Here is a 15,579-nt window from a genome sequence, read left to right on the forward strand (position 1 = left end):
GAGCATCCCGGAGCATCCCGGAAAGATCCCACCCGGCGGTCGGTCACCGGCGGTCGGTCACCAGTCGTCGGTCACCAGTGGTCAGCCTCCGCTGCCCGGATCGCAGCAGCCGTCCCGTCGCATCTGGTGGCTGACCTCCAGCCAGTCCGCGGCTGAAGCCAGCGCCCCTTGTGGGTCGTGACGGCGAGTGGAGTCGGGCCCGAAGGCGTCGACCAGGTCCGTCTGCTCGAAGGGGATGCCGCCTCGCAGGACGGCCACGGTCCGGATCAGGGTGGCGAAGTCGGTGAAGGGGTCGCCGTCCACGATCGTGAGGTCGGCGAGCTTGCCCTCCTCCAGCGTGCCCAGGTCGGCGTCGGCGCCGAAGACCCGCGCGGGCAGCAGGGTGGCGGTGCGCAGCGCCTCGGCCGGTGACAGGCCGGCGCGGTGCAGTGCGCGCAGGGCCAGGTGCAGGTGCAGGCCCACCGGAACAAGCGGCTGGTCCGTGCCGAGCGCGACCAGGCCGCCCGCAGCGAGGATCCGCCGGTAGACGTCCACCTCCCTTGCCAGTGTTGCCAGTTGGGCTTCGGTGGGCGCAACTCCGGCTTGTTGTCGGACGAGTGCGGTGTCCCACGGGGGCATGAGCGTCGTGACGCGCGGGTCGTCGGCGAGGGCGGGGTCGGCGCCGAGCAGGGGAGCCGCCGTGAACGGGGTGGCGATCAGGTGGAAGTCGGTACGGGTGTAGATCTCCTCCAGGTCCTGGTAGGCACGGCCCGTCGCCGTGGTCGCGTGCCCGAACTCCAGTCGCTGGGTGGCCTGCAGATGGGTCGTCAGATCCTGGCCGAGCTGTACGCCCGGGCTGCACAGATGGCTGCCGCTGCGCACTCCGAGCCGGTCGTGGGCGAAGTCGGCGGCCTCCTTCATCACCCAGCCGGGGGCTCGGACGTACGTCTTCACGAAGTCCCAGTCGAGCGCCCGCGCCCGGGTCAGGGAGCGGCGCAGGCCCTCGGGGGTGCGGTGGGCGCGGGCCATGCTGTAGGCGACGCGCCCGCCGTCGAGCAGTTCGCCGGTGGCCAGGAGCCGGGGGCCGGCGAGGGCACCGGCGGCGACCGCCTCGCGGATGCGGGCCTGTTCGTAGGCGAAGCCGCCGAGCGAGACGGCGGTCGTGATGCCGTACGCGACCTGGAGTGCCGTCTGACGGCCGCCGTACGTGGACTGCCAGGGGTGGGTGTGCGCGTCCCACAGACCCGGGATCACCGTACGGTCGCTCGCGTCGATCCGGCGTACGGCCGCGCGGCCGGCCCGGCGCGGGGCGACCTCGGCGATACGGCCGTCGCGGACGACGACATCGATGTCCTCGCGGACGTCCGGCCCGGTGCCGTCCCAGAAGCGGCCCGCGTGGACGACCGTGTCGGCCGGGCGGGGTCTGCGGTAGTCCAGCGGAACGCGGACGGTACGGGTGCTGCCGTCGGTGATGTCGATCAGACGCAGGGTGCCCGCGGAGAGGTGGAGGAGGGTGCGGGCGTCGGCCGACCAGGACGGGTGGTCGGCCGGTTCGGTGGTGAGTTGGCGTGGCTCGCCGTCGGGAGTGCCGTCGGCGCGGACCGGGAGCAGCCAGAGCGCGGACTCGGCGACGACGGCCATCCAGCGGCCGTCCGGGGACCAGACGGGCCCGGAGTCGTAGCGGTCGGCGAGCGAGGTGTGCGGGGCGAGGGCGTGCAGGACGGCGGTGCCGGTGGTGGTGTCGACGACCCGGATGAGGTTGAAGCCCTCGCGGAAGCGCTGGTTGACGCGGTTGCGGTCGCAGAGGGCGACGTACCGGCCGTCGGGTGACCAGCTGGGGCGGCCGGGCAGACCACCCGCTCCGAGCGGTGCGGCGAGGGTCCGTTCGGCGCCGTCGGGCAGGTCGCGCACCACGAGGTTGCCCGCCATGTCCAGGCAGGCCAGCCGCGTCCCGTCGGGCGAGAGGGCGGGGAAGACCCGGCCGCCCTCGGCGAGCACGGTCTCCGCACCGGAGTCGAGGTCGCGCCGCCGTACGGTGAACAGGCCGTCGCGGTCGTCGGCGTACACCAGCGCCGTGCCGTCGGGCGACCAGGTCGGCGCCAACACATAGCGGGTGGCGGGTACTTGGAGAACCTTGCGGGGCGGACGGCCGCCCGTGGTCCCCGCGGTCCACAGCGCGTTGAGCGCGGCGAAGGCGACGGACCGGCCGTCCGGGGAGAGGGCGGGCAGGTGGATCGCGCGGACGGGACGGGTGCCGGCGCCCTCGAAGTCGTACGACTTGACGCGGTACTTGGGGCGGTGCACGGGGAGCGTCGCCGTGAACGGGATCTCCTCGCCGTCGGCCGGTGCGTCCGGGTCGAGGAGGTGGAACTGGCCGTCGATGTTCAGCAGCAGTCGTTCGCCGTCCGTCCAGCGGGGCGGTGCCGGGAGGAGGTCGCCGTCGACGGCGACCGGTGTGCCGTCCACGACGAGGGTGCAGGAGGCGGTGGGGGCGGCCGTGGTGCGGAGGTAGGCGAGGCGTCCGGCGGATGAGACGGCGGGGGTCATGAGCTGGGCGCCGGAGTCGTCGGTGTGCTCCGTGACGACCGGGCCCGAGCCGTCGGCGGCCACGGACGCGACGGTGGTAGCGCGGAGGGAGCCCGGGGTCGGGACCGTCCCCCGCACGAACAGCACCCGCTCGCCGTCGGGCGACCATGTCGGGTCGAAGTCCTCCCAGGCGGTGTCCTGCCCGGGGCCCTGCTGATCCTGGCGCCCGGTGAGCCGGGTCAGCGCGCCCGTGCGTACGTCCACGACCCAGACGCGGTACGGGGCGCCGGTCACGGTGTCTCCCTCGCGCTCGGAGGCGAACGCGATCCGGGTGCCGTCCGGCGACCAGGCCGGGCCCCGGTCGTCCCACGGGCCGTCGGTGAGCTGCCGTAAGCCGGTGCCGTCGGGCCGCAGCGTCCAGAGGTGGAAGCCTCCGCCGCGGTAGGCGCATACGACGAGACGGCTGCCGTCGGGTGAGAACTGGGGGCGCGTGGGTTCGAGACCGGGCGAAGTCAGCGCGACGGCGGCGCCTCCGCCGCGCGGCACGGACCAGAGCACGTTCTGCACCTCGGCGACCAGCCGGTCACCGGCGGGAGCGAGGGTCGCGGAGCCGCCCGTGGCGGCGGTGAAGGTGAGGTCGGTTGCGGTGTTGGGCGCGGCGACGGCCACCGTCGTACCGGCGGTGGCGAGTGCGGCGGCCGTGGCAGTGGCCGTGACGGTTGCCGTGGCAGTCACCTGGAGGAATCTGCGGCGGGAGAGCGGACCGAACCGGGTGTCGTCGTCCGTGGGGCTGGAGGTGTCTTCGGCGTCCAAGGGGGCTCCCAGTGTGCGGAGTTGGCGTGTCGGACAGGTCAGACGGGTTGGGCGGGTCGGGCTGGAGAGATCGGTGAGGCGAAGGTAAGGGGCAGAGCGCCCTTCGGGGGACCCCGCCCGGCGGTTATCGGCCGAACTTCACACTGACGTGAGCCTTGCCCCCCGGCTGTCGCGCAAATCCAACTGAACGTTCCTGGCCCCCGGCGTCGACGCGCCGGGGGCCAGGGGCTGGGGTGTCAGCAGCAGCGGCTCTGCGGGTGGGTCTCCCGGTGCCGGGTGCGCAGTACCTCGTACTCGCGCCGGGTCGGCACGGGGGTGTGCGGGTGCCGGCCGCGATGGCGCTCGCAGTGGCGGTCGTACTCCGCCTCTCCGGTCAGTTCGCGCAGGTACCAGCGCACGTGTCGGAACACGGCACGTACCCGGTGCCGGACGGTCATGAGCGGGCCCCCACCAGCGGTTCGGTGGCCTGCTGCGGCAGGTCGATGCGGGATTCGACGTACGGCGTCTCGGTCGTCGGGAGCGGTACGGGCGAGCGTACGGCCCGTACACAGACCACGGCGGCGTTGGCGATGACCACCGTGACCAGCAGCAGGAACAGGGCGATCAGGACGCCGTCGACGGTGGAGTTGGTGACCACGGTGTGCATGTCGTCGAGGGACTTGGCGGGCGCGATGACCTGGCCGGCGTCGATGCCGTCGGCGTACTTGGCGCGCTGGGCGAAGAAGCCGACCCGGGGGTCGTCGGAGAAGATCTTCTGCCAGCCGGCGGTGAAGGTGATCGCGACCACCCAGGCCAGCGGAACACCGGTGACCCAGGCCCAGCGCAGTCGGCCGGACTTGATCAGCACGGTCGTGCAGACGGTGAGGGCGATGGCCGCCAGCAGCTGGTTGGCGATGCCGAAGAGGGGGAAGAGCTGGTTGATTCCGCCGAGGGGGTCGGTGGCGCCGGTGTAGAGGAAGTAGCCCCAGGCGGCCACGACGATTCCGCTGCACAGCCAGATCCCGGGCTTCCAGTTGACCCGGCCGATGGGCTTCCAGACGTTGCCGAGCATGTCCTGGAGCATGAAGCGGCCGACCCGGGTGCCCGCGTCGACCGTCGTCAGGATGAACAGCGCCTCGAACATGATCGCGAAGTGGTACCAGAAGGCCTTCAGGGCCGCGCCGCCGAAGACCCCGGAGAAGATCTCCGACATGCCGACGGCGAGGGTCGGCGCGCCGCCGGAGCGGGCGATCAGCGTCTGTTCCTCCACGGCCTTGGCCGCCTGCGTCAGCTGGTCGGGGGTGATGGTGAAGCCGAGGCCCGCGACCGCCTGGGAGGCGGACTCGGCGGTGGTGCCGAGGAGTCCGGCGGGGGCGTTCATCGCGTAGTAGAGGCCGGGTTCGAGGGTGGCGGCGGCGATCAGCGCCATGATCGCGACGAACGACTCCATCAGCATGGCGCCGTAGCCGATCATCCGGACCTGGGACTCCTTCTGGATCAGCTTCGGAGTCGTCCCGGAGGCCACCAGCGCGTGGAAGCCCGACAGGGCACCGCAGGCGATGGTGATGAAGAGGAACGGGAAGAGGGAACCGGCGAAGACCGGGCCGGTGCCCGAGGAGGCGAAGTCGCTCACCGCGTCCGCCCGCATGACGGGCGCGGCGACCACGACACCCACCGCGAGGAGCGCGATGGTGCCGATCTTCATGAAGGTGGAGAGGTAGTCGCGCGGCGCGAGCAGCATCCACACCGGGAGGACGGAGGCGACGAAGCCGTAGCCGACCAGACAGAAGACCAGGGTGGTCGGGCTGAGGGTGAAGGTGTCCGCGAGCGAGGAGTTCTGGACCCAGCTGCCGCCGACGATCGCGAGCAGCAGCAGCGCGACCCCGATGAGGCTGGTCTCGACGACACGGCCGGGACGGATGACATGCATCCAGAAGCCCATGAACAGGGCGATGGGGATGGTCATGGCGACGGAGAAGGTGCCCCACGGCGAGTGGGCGAGGGCGTTGACCACGACCAGGGCCAGCACCCCCAGCAGGATGATCATGATGGCGAACACCGCGATCAGCGCCGCCGCGCCGCCCGCCCTGCCGATCTCCTCCCGGGCCATCTGCCCGAGCGACTTGCCGTCCCGCCGCATGGACAGGAACAGCACCACCATGTCCTGCACGGCCCCGGCGAAGATCACTCCGGCGACGATCCACAGGGTGCCGGGCAGGTACCCCATCTGGGCCGCGAGTACCGGCCCGACCAGCGGTCCGGCGCCCGCGATGGCGGCGAAGTGGTGGCCGAGGAGCACCCGGCGGTCGGTCGGCTGGAAGTCGACCCCGTCTTCCAGGCGTTCGGCGGGAGTGGCCCGGCTGTCGTCCGGCTTCAGCACCCGCCGGACGACGAAGCGGGAGTAGAAGCGGTAGGCGATGGCGTACGAGCCGAGGGCGGCCACCACCAGCCAGACCGCGGAGATTTCCTCGCCCCGCGACAGCGCGAGGACGCCCCAGCAGACGGCGCCGGCCAGGGCGACGGTCGTCCAGAGCAGGATCGAGCGCGGTGTCATCCGGGAGGATCCGGACGGCGGGTTCGGTGGGCCTTCCGGTGCCGGGAGAGCGGAATCGGGCATGGCTGATGCGGACATGGCGGCTCCTCACCTGACGGTGATGGGTGAACGGTGACGGCTGGTGCCGGTGCTGGGGCTGGGGCTGGGGCTGGGGTGCGACGGGTGTGCGCGGCTCGGCGAAGGTGACGTCGGCGGTGGACCGGCCCGGTCAGGGGTCGCGGCCCGCCTTCCTGGTCAGGGCGTAGGCGGCGAGCAGGCAGAGCCCGCTCCCCGGTACCCAGGCGAGCTGGTACCAGTAGAAGAACGGCGTGCCGGCGAGCTGCGGGCCCGCACCGGCGTACCAGGGGACCCACAGCAGCCCTGCCGCGGGCGCGAGGAGCAGCACGGCGACGGCGACGTGCCGTAGCCGTTGATGTCCGGTCCGTGCCATGACCTGCGCTCCCTTCCCGCTCGCTGGGGGTCTGTGCAAGAGTTGCCCACTCGCCGGATGTGGTTGACAGCGAATTTCCAGAAGATTTCCCGTCGGTTCCCTGTCCTCCGAACCGGCCACCCGCGCAACTCTCCGGCGAGGGCTCCAGGCACACCAAGGACGGTGACCCATGGCGGACAGCGCCATGACCGCGACGTTCCTCGCCGTGATCGGCGGGGCGTCGCTGCTCGCCGTGCCCGCGCGCCGGCTGCGCCCGAGCGACCGGCTGCCCTCGCTGGAGGGCTGGGCGCTGGCCGACCGGAGTCTCGGCCCGGTGTGGACCTGGCTGCTGCTCGGCGGCACGATCTTCACGGCGTACACCTTCACCGCGGTGCCCGGACTGGCGTACGGCAATGGCGCGCCGGCGTTCTTCGCGGTGCCGTACACGGTGATCGTCTGTCCGCTGGCCTTCGTCCTGTTGACCCGGCTGTGGGCGGTGGCCCGGCGGCACGGTTACATCACGGCCGCCGACTTCGTGCGCGGGCGGTACGGTTCGCCGCCGCTGGCCCTGGTGGTCGCGCTGACCGGGATTCTCGCGACGATGCCGTATCTGGCGCTGCAGCTGCTCGGCATACGTGCCGTGTTGACCGCCGGGGGGCTGTATCCGCGAGGCGCTGCCGGGGATCTGGTCATGGTGGCGCTGTTCGCGGGGCTCGCGGTGGCGACGTACCGGCACGGGCTGCGCGCTCCCGCCGTCATCTCGGCGCTCAAGGCGGTGGCCGTCTTCGTCTCGCTGACCGCCGTCTGCTGGCTGGTCCTCGACCGGTTCGGCGGGCCCGGCGCGGTGTTCGACGGGGCGGCGCGCCGACTCGGCGGCACGGACGCCGCCCACTCGCCCCTGCTCCTCTCCCCCGAACAGCAGCCCGCCTACGCCACGCTCGCCCTGGGCTCGGCACTGGCGCTGCTGATGTACCCGCACGTCCTCACCGCCGGTTTCGCGGCCGACGGCACGCGCACCGTCCGCAAGGTCGCCGTGTCGCTGCCCGCGTGGACGGGGCTCCTTGCACTCTTCGGTTTCCTCGGCATCGCGGCCCTGGCGGCGGGGGTCCAGGCACCGGAGGGCGGCGCCGAGGCGGCCGTGCCGATGCTGGTCGACCAGCTGATGCCGGGGCCGCTGGCGGGCCTGGTGTTCGGCGCGATCACCGTGGGGGCGCTGGTCCCGGCCGCCGTGATGTCGATCGCCGCCGCCACCAGCTTCGTACGCAATGTGTACGTCGAGTACGTCCATCCGACGGCCACGCCCAAGCGGCAGGTGCGCATCGCCAAGGCGGTGTCGCTCACCGCGAAGGTGGGGGCGGTGGCGTTCGTGTTCGGGCTGCGCGACCAGGACGCCGTGAACCTCCAACTGCTCGGCGGCGTCTGGATCCTGCAGATCTTCCCGGCCGTCGCCGTCGGGCTCTACACCGGCCGGCTGCATCCGCGTGCGCTGCTCGCCGGGTGGGCCGTCGGCATGGTGGCAGGAACGTTCATGGTGGTGCGCGAGGGCTTCTCGTCCATCGTGGCGTTCGGTTCCGCGGACCAGCCACTCCAGGTGTACGCCGGTCTGGCCGCCCTTCTGCTCAATCTGGCCGTCGCCGTCCTCGGCACGGCGGCCCTCGAACGTCTCGGCGTCCCGCGCGGCGCCGACGCGACCGACCTGCCGTCCCGCCTGATCGTCAGGCGGCGCCCCGAGACGGGAGCGAACAACCCGTGAGACGCAGAGAGCCCACACGCCTGCCGGTGCTGCCACCGGTGGCCGCCGCCCTGGCCGAACCGGCCGTCGCCGCGCCGTCCGTGCCACGGCCCGCCGCCGCGAGCGAGGTCCTCGCCCCCGTGGTCGGCGATCCGGCCGACCTCGAACGCGAGACCGCCCTCGCCAGTCTGTTCGAGCTGCACTACTCCTCGATGCTGCGGCTGGCCGTCCTGCTCGGCGCGGACGACCCGGAGAACGTGGTGGCCGAGGCCTACTACCAGCTCTACCGGAAGTGGCGGCGGCTGCGGGAGACCGAGGCGGCGGAGGCGTATCTGCGCTCCACGGTCTGCAATCTGACCCGGATGCGCATACGCCACCTCCAGGTCGCCCGCAGACATGTGGAGAACCCGCCCCCACCGGAGGACTCGGTCGCCTCCGCCGAGAGCACCGCTCTCCTCCACGACGACCAGCGGGTGCTCATCGGCGCCCTTCAGCAGTTGCCCGCCCGGCAGCGCGAGGCACTGGTCCTGCGCCACTGGCTGGGCCTCAAGGAGAGCGAGATCGCCGCCGCGATGGGGATCTCCTGCGGATCGGTCAAGACGCACACCGCACGCGGCATCGCCGCTCTGACCCAGGCGATGGAGACACGGCGATGAACGACACCAGCCCGGACCGGGCCGACAACGACTTCACGGAACGGGAACTCACGGAACGGGAGGTGACGGAACAGGACCGCACGGAACGGGAGTTGCGCGCCGCCCTGGAGACCCTGGCCGGCGGAGTGAGCGCCGCACCCACTCCGGACGCCTACCGCACGGCGCGCGGCGACTGGCTACGACGGGAAAGGCGCCGCCGGCTCGTCCTCGCCGTACTGATCGCCGTCGTCTTCACCCTCGCCACACTGATCGGCCTGTGGGTCCTCAACCACGCCCCGTCCGAACCGGGCGTGATCTTCTCGGGCACGCGGAGCGCGGTCGTGCCCGGTGGGGTGTCCGGGGTCTCTCCCTGATCGTCGAAGGTACGGTCCGGCAGCGCCCCAAAGGGACGCGGGGCTGTATCCATATGCGGCTTCGCCGAGTGGGCGCGACAAGCCACGACGGCGCCGCAGCGAACCGACAACCCCTCGCGGCACTCCACTAACGGCGGCGCCAAGGCAGTGCCTCTTGGTCGTCCTCCGCGGCGTCCACGCGCCGCAACGCCGCATTGATCGCTTCGCCGATCTCCGCGAACCGCCGCACCTGCTCAGGAGTCAGCGCGTCGAAGACGGCGCGGCGCACGGCGTCCACGTGGCCGGGCGCCGCCCGCTCCAACAGTTCCTGCCCCAGCTCGGTGAGCACCGCGAGCTGGTTGCGCCGGTTCGCGGGGTCGTCGCGGCGGTCCACGTGACCGGCCTGCTGGAGGCGGGTGACGGCGTGGGTGAGCCGGCTGCGGGTGATCCTCAGCCGCTCGGCCAGCTCGGACATGGTCAGAGCCCGGTCCGGGACGGAGGCCAGATGGGCGAGCAGGGAGTAGTCCGCGTGGGTCAGCCCCGCGTCCCGTCGTAGCTGGCGGTTCAGGTGGTCGGTGAGATGCGTGGAGAAATCGACGTAGGCGAGCCAGGCTCGCTGTTCCTCGGCGTCCAGCCACTGGGGCGTCGTGGGCATGGTCACACTCTAGAGTCACTCGTTTGAATTTTCAAACTTTCTGACCTAGCGTGCCCCACAGCGCAACGTTTGAAGTATCAAACGATTGCCCACACACCACCGCACTCACAGACGCGCACACCAGCTCACTCGCACACGAGAGGCAGCACTTCGCCATGAAGCACAGGAACAAGCTGATCGGCGCGGCCATCGCCACCGCCCTGGCCCTGACCGCCGCGGGCACGACAGCCATGGCCGGCACCACCGCCCACCGGCACACCACCGTCAGCGAGCAGGACCAGCTCCAGTCGCTCTACAAGTCGGCGAAGGCCGAGGGCGGCAAGGTCACCGTCTACATGGGCGGCGACGCCCCCGGCCAGTGGGACAGTCTGGCCGCCGCGTTCCGGCAGCAGTTCCCGGATATGAAGATCAACCTGGTCACCGACCTCAGCAAGTACCACGACGCCCGGATCGACAACCAGCTCGCCAGCGGCAAGCTGACCGCCGACGCCGCCGTCCTCCAGACCACCCAGGACTTCGACCGCTGGAAGAAGCAGGGCGACCTGCTGAAGTACAAGCCGGTGGGCTGGGACAAGGTCTTCGCCGACGCCAAGGACAAGGACGGCTACTACACCGGCGTCTTCTACGGCGCCTTCTCCTACCTCGTCAGCACCAAGCAACTCCCGGCGAACCAGGGCGACTTCAAGGGTACCGACCTGCTCAAGCCCGAGTACAGGAACAAGTTGATCCTGACCTACCCGAACGACGACGACGCCGTCCTGTTCGGCTACAAGCAGATCGTCGACAAGTACGGCTGGGACTACCTCGCCCAGTTGGTCGAGCAGAACCCCAAGCTGATCCGCGGGGTCCCCGGCTCCGCCGCCGGAGTGGCGAGCGGCGACTACCTGGCCTCGATCGCCGTCGGCGGCGACACCCGGCCGAACGGCACGCAGGTCTTCTCCGACTCCGAGCGCTTCAACTCCTGGTCCCAGCGCGGCGCCATCTTCAAGGACGCCCCGCACAAGGCCGGCGCCAAGCTCTTCATGAGCTGGCTCGACTCCCAGGCCGTGCAGAAGAACGCCATCGCGACCTGGACCTGGTCCGTCCGTGAGGACGTCGCCCCACCGACCGGCCTCAAGCCCCTGGCCTCGTACAAGAACACCGACCCGAAGGCGTTCGCGAGGTTCATGTCCGACCGCGCGGCCGTCGAACGCTTCCGCTCCCAGGTCGAGTTGTACTTCGGCCGGGTTGAGGGCGCCGACCCCGGCGACCCGACGGGCACGCTCGGACGTACGCCCGGAGGCTTCTGACCACCGCTGAGCGCTCCGCCGGACATACGGCTCGTGCCCCGCGCCCCTTCAGAGGTGCGGGGCAGGCTCATCCACCGTGTGGATGGGGTGGATACGGGATTCGGATCGCGCGGAGGATGGCGACGCGGCGCACGACGACCCATAGTCGTCCCTACCCGCACGCCGCTGTCCGGACCAGCCGCCGTCGTGCGGCCGTCCGCAGCATGCCGTGCGCCGTCGGCGCCCGTCAGAACCGGCATGCCCGCTCCCTCATACCGTCCCTGGAGTCGCCATGCCCGGTCCCGTCCTGCCACCCCCTTCCGCCACGGTCGACGACGACGCGCCGTCGTCCCTGGAGGTCTCGGGCCCGGCCCATCTGCTGCGCGTGACCCTGTTGATGGCGGGCAGCTGTCTGCCGATCCTGGGCGCGGTGCTGATCGCCCCGGTACTGCCCAAGATGCAGGACCACTTCGCGTCGGTCCCCGGCGCCAAGGCGTTGGTGCCTCTCGCGCTGACCGTTCCGGCGCTGGCACTGGCGCTGCTGGCTCCGTTCGCCGGGGTGATCGTGGACCGGGTGGGCCGCAAACGCCTGCTGATCGTGGCGACTGTGCTGTACGCCGTGTTCGGCACGGCACCGCTCTGGCTGGACTCGCTGGGCGGCATCATCGCCAGCCGCGCCCTGGTCGGGGTCACGGAGGCCGCGATCATGACGTGCTGTACGACATTGATCGGCGACTACTACTCCGGTCGCCGACGGGTGAAGTACCTCGCCCTCCAGACCATGTGCGCCTCGGCGTCGGCCACCGCCTTCTTCGTGGTCGGCGGCGCAGCCGGATCGGCGGGCTGGCGCATACCGTTCTGGGTGTACGCGGTGAGCCTGGCGCTCGCCCCGCTGATGGCCGCCGCGCTGCCCAACCCTGCCGCTCGGTCGGCCGGCACCGAGGTCCCGGCCGGGTCGGAGACCCGCCGCGCCTTCCCCTGGCGGCAACTGGCGGGGATCTGCGCGCTCACCTTCTTCGGGGCGATGGTCTTCTACACGGTCCCCGTGGAGATGGCGTACCTGCTCGACGACCTCGGCGTGGAGAACCCCGGTGTGATCGGCCTGTCCACCGCGATCGCCAGTGCCGCCACCGTGGGCGGCGCGGTCACCTTCGCCCGCCTGGGGCGCTCCCCCGACCCGATGCTGCCCACCGTCCTCGCGGTCTGCGCCGCCGGTTTCGGGCTGATGTTCCTCGCGGGCAGCGCCCCGCTGCTGGTCGTCGGAGCGGTCGTCAACTGCGTGGGCACCGGGATGCTGCTGCCGGCCCTGCTGACCAGCGCGATGTCCCGGCTGGACTTCGAGGACCGCGGGCGCGGGACAGGGCTGTGGATGGCGGCGTTCTTCGGCGGGGAGTTCGTCTGCCCACTGGTGCTGCTCGCGGGGGAGTCGGCGGTGGGGAGTCTGGCGGGGGCGGTGGGGGTGCTGGGCCTGGCCACGGCCCTCGTGGCAGCGGGCCTGAAGCTCTAGAGATACGGCATGGCGTCCCACCTAGGGGCGCGGGGAACTGCGCGACCAGCCACCCACCAAGCCGCACCCGCCGTTGCACGCTCCGTGGCAATTGCGGCTACGGCTTGTCTGGGGTTGCTCGCGCAGTTCCTCGCGCCCCTTAGGGGGTTCCAGTGAGCGTCGCACCCACCTCGGCCGCCTTCTGGCGGAGCCAAATGTGCGCCGCATCCTGCGCATGCACCGGATGCCACCACAACGCCTCCCGCACAGGCACCGCCTCGAACGGGCAGGCCAGGACACGCACTGCCGCGGAGCGCACCGCCTTCCGGGCCAGGCGCTCCTGGATCATCGCGACCCGGCGGGTGCCCTCGACCATGTGGGGCAGCAACTGGAAGGTCTGCACCGAGACCTCAGTCCGGGGGCTGATCCCTATCATGCTGAGCTGCCGGGCGACCGGGGCGTCGTAAGGGCGCTGGTAGACGGCCCAGGGCAGCCGGGCCAGCTGGTCCAGGGTGAGTTCGTCGCCGACCTCGGGGTTGTCGTCGGCGACCATGCACAGCCAGCGGTCCTGGTGGAGGTCGACGACGGGGAAGCCGTCGATCACGCCGTGCGGCATCAGCAGTCCGTCGACGGTGCTCAGCAGGGCGGCGGTGTTCTCCTGGACGGACGGTGCCGGGTGCTGGAAGGTGAGCCGGATGCCGGGCGCCTCCTCGTGCAGGGCGCGGGCGAGCGCGGCACCGAACACGGCCGCCCCGTAGTCGGAGGCGAGCAGGGTGAACTCGCGGGACTCGGCGGCCGGGTCGAAGTCGGCCTGGCTGGCGAAGACCCGCTCCAGCAAGTCGCACGCGGTGGCGCTGCGGTCCCGCAGGGCGGTGCCGAGCGGGGTCAGCTCGTAGGAGTTGCCGGTGCGGGCGAGCAGTTCGTCGTCGAAGTGGCGGCGCAGCCGGGACAGCGCCGCGCTCATCGCGGGCTGGCTGAGGCCGATGCGCTCGCCGGCCCGGGTGACGTTGCGCTCCTCCAGCAGCGCGCGCAGGGCGAGGACCAGATTGAGGTCGAGTCGGGACAGGTTCACCGGGTACCTCCTAGCGAGCGAGAGCCATCCATGCCATGGATTCGGCACATACAGAAGATTGATTTCCGTGATCATCAGTTCGTGGTCAGAGTAGACCGCACCCCAGCAGAAGGAAATCTGATGGCAACGCTCGCGCAACCTGCCGGCCCGTTCGCGCTCGGCACGTTCTCCGCACCAGGCGGGGAGCCGTTCCCCGGTCTCCTGGTCGAGAACCGGGTGCTCGACCTGAGCACGGCCCTGGACTGGGCGCCGTCCGGCATCCGTGCCGTGGTGGAACGGTGGGAGGAGACCCTCCCCGTCCTGCACACCCTCGCCGGAGACGCGGCCCTCGACTGGCGTCCGCTGGAGGGCCTGCGCGTGCACGCCCCGCTGGAGCCCCGGCAGATCTTCCAGTCCGGCGCCAACTACCGGCAGCACGTGATCGACCTGGAGGTCGCCCACCGCTCCCCCGACGATCCGCGCACGGTCGAGGAGGCGCGGGCCGAGATCGCCGCGGTCATGGACCGCCGGGCGGCCGAGGACCTGCCGTACGTGTTCATCGGTCTGCCGAGCGCGATCACGGGCCCGTACGACGATGTCGTACTGCCCTCCTGGGCCAAGCAGCCGGACTGGGAACTGGAGTTGGCGGTCGTCATCGCCAGGCCCGCCCACCGGGTGCCGGTGGAGGAGGCCCTGGAGTACGTCGCCGGGTACACGATCGCCAACGACCTCACCGACCGCGCCACCGTCTTCCGCCGGGACATGAAGGCCATCGGCACCGACTGGCTGCGCAGCAAGAACGCCCCTGGCTTCACACCGCTCGGCCCGTGGCTCGTACCGGCCGGATCGGTCGCGGACACCGATGATCTGCGGGTCACCCTCAGGCTCAACGGCGAGACCATGCAGGACGAGTCCACCAAGGACATGCTCTTCGGCGTGGCACGGCTGGTGTCGTACATCTCGCAGACCGCCCAACTCCTGCCCGGCGACCTGGTGTTGACCGGCAGCCCGGCCGGCAACGGCATCCACTGGGGGCGGCTGCTGCGCGACGGGGATGTCATGGAGGGCTCCATCACCGGTCTCGGTGTGCAGCGCACCCGTTGTACGGCGGAGGCGTCGGCATGAGCCTCGACCGTCACGACCCGGAGGGCGCCATCGCCGAGGCCGCCAAGTCGTACTCCAACTGGGGACGTTGGGGCGAGGACGACGTCCTGGGCACCCTCAACTTCCTCGACGAGGCCAAGCGGCGCGAGGGTGCCGCGCTCGTCCGACGGGGCGTCAGTTTCTCGCTCTCGCAGCGGTTCGACATGAACGGGCCGCAGAAGGGCTGGCGCCGGCGCACCAACCCCGTGCACACCATGCTCGACACCGGCACCGACGCGGCCCTCGGCAACCAGGGTTTCCCGCACGGTATCGGCGGCGCCGACGACGTGATCGCGATGCCGTTGCAGTGCTCAACCCAGTGGGACGGGCTCGGGCACATCTTCGACCACGGCAAGGCGTGGAACGGCCGGGCGGCCGAGCAGGTCGTCACCTCCGACGGCGACCTCGTCACCGGCATCGAGCACATGGCGCCGTACGTGGCCGGACGCGGCGTACTCCTCGACGTCGGCCAAGTCATCGGCGAGCAGGGTGAGTTGCCCGACGGCTTCGCCATCGCCGAGGAGCACCTGAGCGCCACCGCCGAGGCGCACGGTGTGAGCGTCGGCCGTGGCGACATCGTCCTCGTCCGCACCGGACAGCTCGCCCGCGCCCGGCGGAACGGCTGGGGCGACTACGCGGGCGGGCCGGCACCCGGACTGTCGTTCACCACGGCGGGCTGGCTGCACCGCACCGAGATCGCCGCGATCGCCACGGACACCTGGGGCTTCGAGGTACGGCCGAACGAGTTCGAGCACGCCTTCCAGCCGCTGCACCAGGTCGTCATCCCCAACATCGGTCTACTGATCGGCGAGATGTGGGACCTGGACACCCTGGCAGCCGACTGCGCCGAGGACGGCGCATACGAGTTCTGGCTCACCGCAGCGCCCCTGCCCATCACCGGTGCCGTCGGCTCCCCCGTGAATCCGCTAGCGGTGAAGTAGCCCGAGGAGTCGCCGGGGGCCGAAGTCCAGCGCGGGACCGGCGCCCCAAAGGGGC

13 protein-coding genes are annotated in these 15,579 nt (G+C 71.3%); 7 read left to right on the top strand and 6 right to left on the bottom strand.

Annotation, left to right across the window (positions count from 1 at the left end):
* Nucleotides 1-81: 81 nt before the first annotated feature.
* The 4 genes from ACWDR4_RS26605 to ACWDR4_RS26620 form a co-directional block, all read right to left on the bottom strand.
* Nucleotides 82-3,318, bottom strand: a complete 3,237-nt coding sequence (locus ACWDR4_RS26605) for an amidohydrolase family protein (RefSeq protein ID WP_450412310.1) — start codon at nucleotides 3,316-3,318, stop codon at nucleotides 82-84.
* A 236-nt stretch (nucleotides 3,319-3,554) separates the two neighbouring features.
* Nucleotides 3,555-3,755 (bottom strand): YbdD/YjiX family protein, encoded by a 201-nt coding sequence (locus tag ACWDR4_RS26610; RefSeq protein ID WP_450412312.1) that lies wholly within the window; start codon nucleotides 3,753-3,755, stop codon nucleotides 3,555-3,557.
* Nucleotides 3,752-5,929: a carbon starvation CstA family protein gene (locus ACWDR4_RS26615; RefSeq protein WP_450412313.1), complete on the bottom strand. Its 2,178-nt coding sequence runs from the start codon at nucleotides 5,927-5,929 to the stop codon at nucleotides 3,752-3,754. Before ACWDR4_RS26615 ends, ACWDR4_RS26610 begins: the two co-directional genes overlap by 4 nt.
* Before the next feature lie 130 nt (nucleotides 5,930-6,059).
* Entirely contained in the window at nucleotides 6,060-6,281 is a 222-nt protein-coding gene (locus ACWDR4_RS26620; protein ID WP_450412314.1) for a DUF3311 domain-containing protein, read from the bottom strand.
* Nucleotides 6,282-6,450: 169 nt separating this feature from the next.
* Between ACWDR4_RS26620 and ACWDR4_RS26625 the strand changes: the two genes are divergently transcribed.
* The 3 genes from ACWDR4_RS26625 to ACWDR4_RS26635 are packed head-to-tail and all read left to right on the top strand — an operon-like array spanning nucleotide 6,451 to nucleotide 9,001.
* On the top strand, nucleotides 6,451-8,013 hold the full coding sequence (locus ACWDR4_RS26625) for a sodium:solute symporter family protein (RefSeq protein ID WP_450412316.1): 1,563 nt from the start codon (nucleotides 6,451-6,453) through the stop codon (nucleotides 8,011-8,013).
* Nucleotides 8,010-8,648: a sigma-70 family RNA polymerase sigma factor gene (locus ACWDR4_RS26630; RefSeq protein WP_450412317.1), complete on the top strand. Its 639-nt coding sequence runs from the start codon at nucleotides 8,010-8,012 to the stop codon at nucleotides 8,646-8,648. The genes ACWDR4_RS26625 and ACWDR4_RS26630 overlap by 4 nt, the downstream gene beginning before the upstream one ends.
* Nucleotides 8,645-9,001: a hypothetical protein gene (locus ACWDR4_RS26635; RefSeq protein WP_450412319.1), complete on the top strand. Its 357-nt coding sequence runs from the start codon at nucleotides 8,645-8,647 to the stop codon at nucleotides 8,999-9,001. Before ACWDR4_RS26630 ends, ACWDR4_RS26635 begins: the two co-directional genes overlap by 4 nt.
* A gap of 127 nt (nucleotides 9,002-9,128) precedes the next feature.
* On the opposite strand, the gene ACWDR4_RS26640 is transcribed toward ACWDR4_RS26635, so the two are convergent.
* Nucleotides 9,129-9,635 carry a MarR family winged helix-turn-helix transcriptional regulator gene (locus ACWDR4_RS26640; protein WP_450412320.1) on the bottom strand — a complete coding sequence of 169 codons (507 nt, stop codon included), beginning with the start codon at nucleotides 9,633-9,635 and terminating at the stop codon, nucleotides 9,129-9,131.
* A gap of 155 nt (nucleotides 9,636-9,790) precedes the next feature.
* On the opposite strand from ACWDR4_RS26640, the gene ACWDR4_RS26645 reads away from it, so the two are divergent.
* Nucleotides 9,791-10,924 (top strand): ABC transporter substrate-binding protein, encoded by a 1,134-nt coding sequence (locus ACWDR4_RS26645; protein ID WP_450412321.1) that lies wholly within the window; start codon nucleotides 9,791-9,793, stop codon nucleotides 10,922-10,924.
* 271 nt (nucleotides 10,925-11,195) lie between these two features.
* The gene (locus tag ACWDR4_RS26650) at nucleotides 11,196-12,410 is read left to right on the top strand and encodes an MFS transporter (RefSeq protein ID WP_450412322.1); all 1,215 of its coding nucleotides are present in this window, start codon (nucleotides 11,196-11,198) and stop codon (nucleotides 12,408-12,410) included.
* Between the two features lie 139 nt (nucleotides 12,411-12,549).
* Here the strand turns inward: ACWDR4_RS26650 and ACWDR4_RS26655 are convergent, their stop codons facing one another.
* Nucleotides 12,550-13,461: a LysR family transcriptional regulator gene (locus ACWDR4_RS26655; RefSeq protein WP_450412324.1), complete on the bottom strand. Its 912-nt coding sequence runs from the start codon at nucleotides 13,459-13,461 to the stop codon at nucleotides 12,550-12,552.
* 120 nt (nucleotides 13,462-13,581) lie between these two features.
* On the opposite strand from ACWDR4_RS26655, the gene ACWDR4_RS26660 reads away from it, so the two are divergent.
* Together ACWDR4_RS26660 and ACWDR4_RS26665 are read left to right on the top strand one after the other, a co-directional pair.
* Nucleotides 13,582-14,565, top strand: a complete 984-nt coding sequence (locus tag ACWDR4_RS26660) for a fumarylacetoacetate hydrolase family protein (protein ID WP_450412326.1) — start codon at nucleotides 13,582-13,584, stop codon at nucleotides 14,563-14,565.
* Complete coding sequence (locus tag ACWDR4_RS26665) at nucleotides 14,562-15,524, top strand: cyclase family protein (RefSeq protein WP_450412327.1); 963 nt, start codon at nucleotides 14,562-14,564, stop codon at nucleotides 15,522-15,524. Before ACWDR4_RS26660 ends, ACWDR4_RS26665 begins: the two co-directional genes overlap by 4 nt.
* Nucleotides 15,525-15,579 lie beyond the last annotated feature (55 nt).

The sequence above is a fragment of the Streptomyces sp. NPDC000878 genome, from assembly GCF_053599695.1.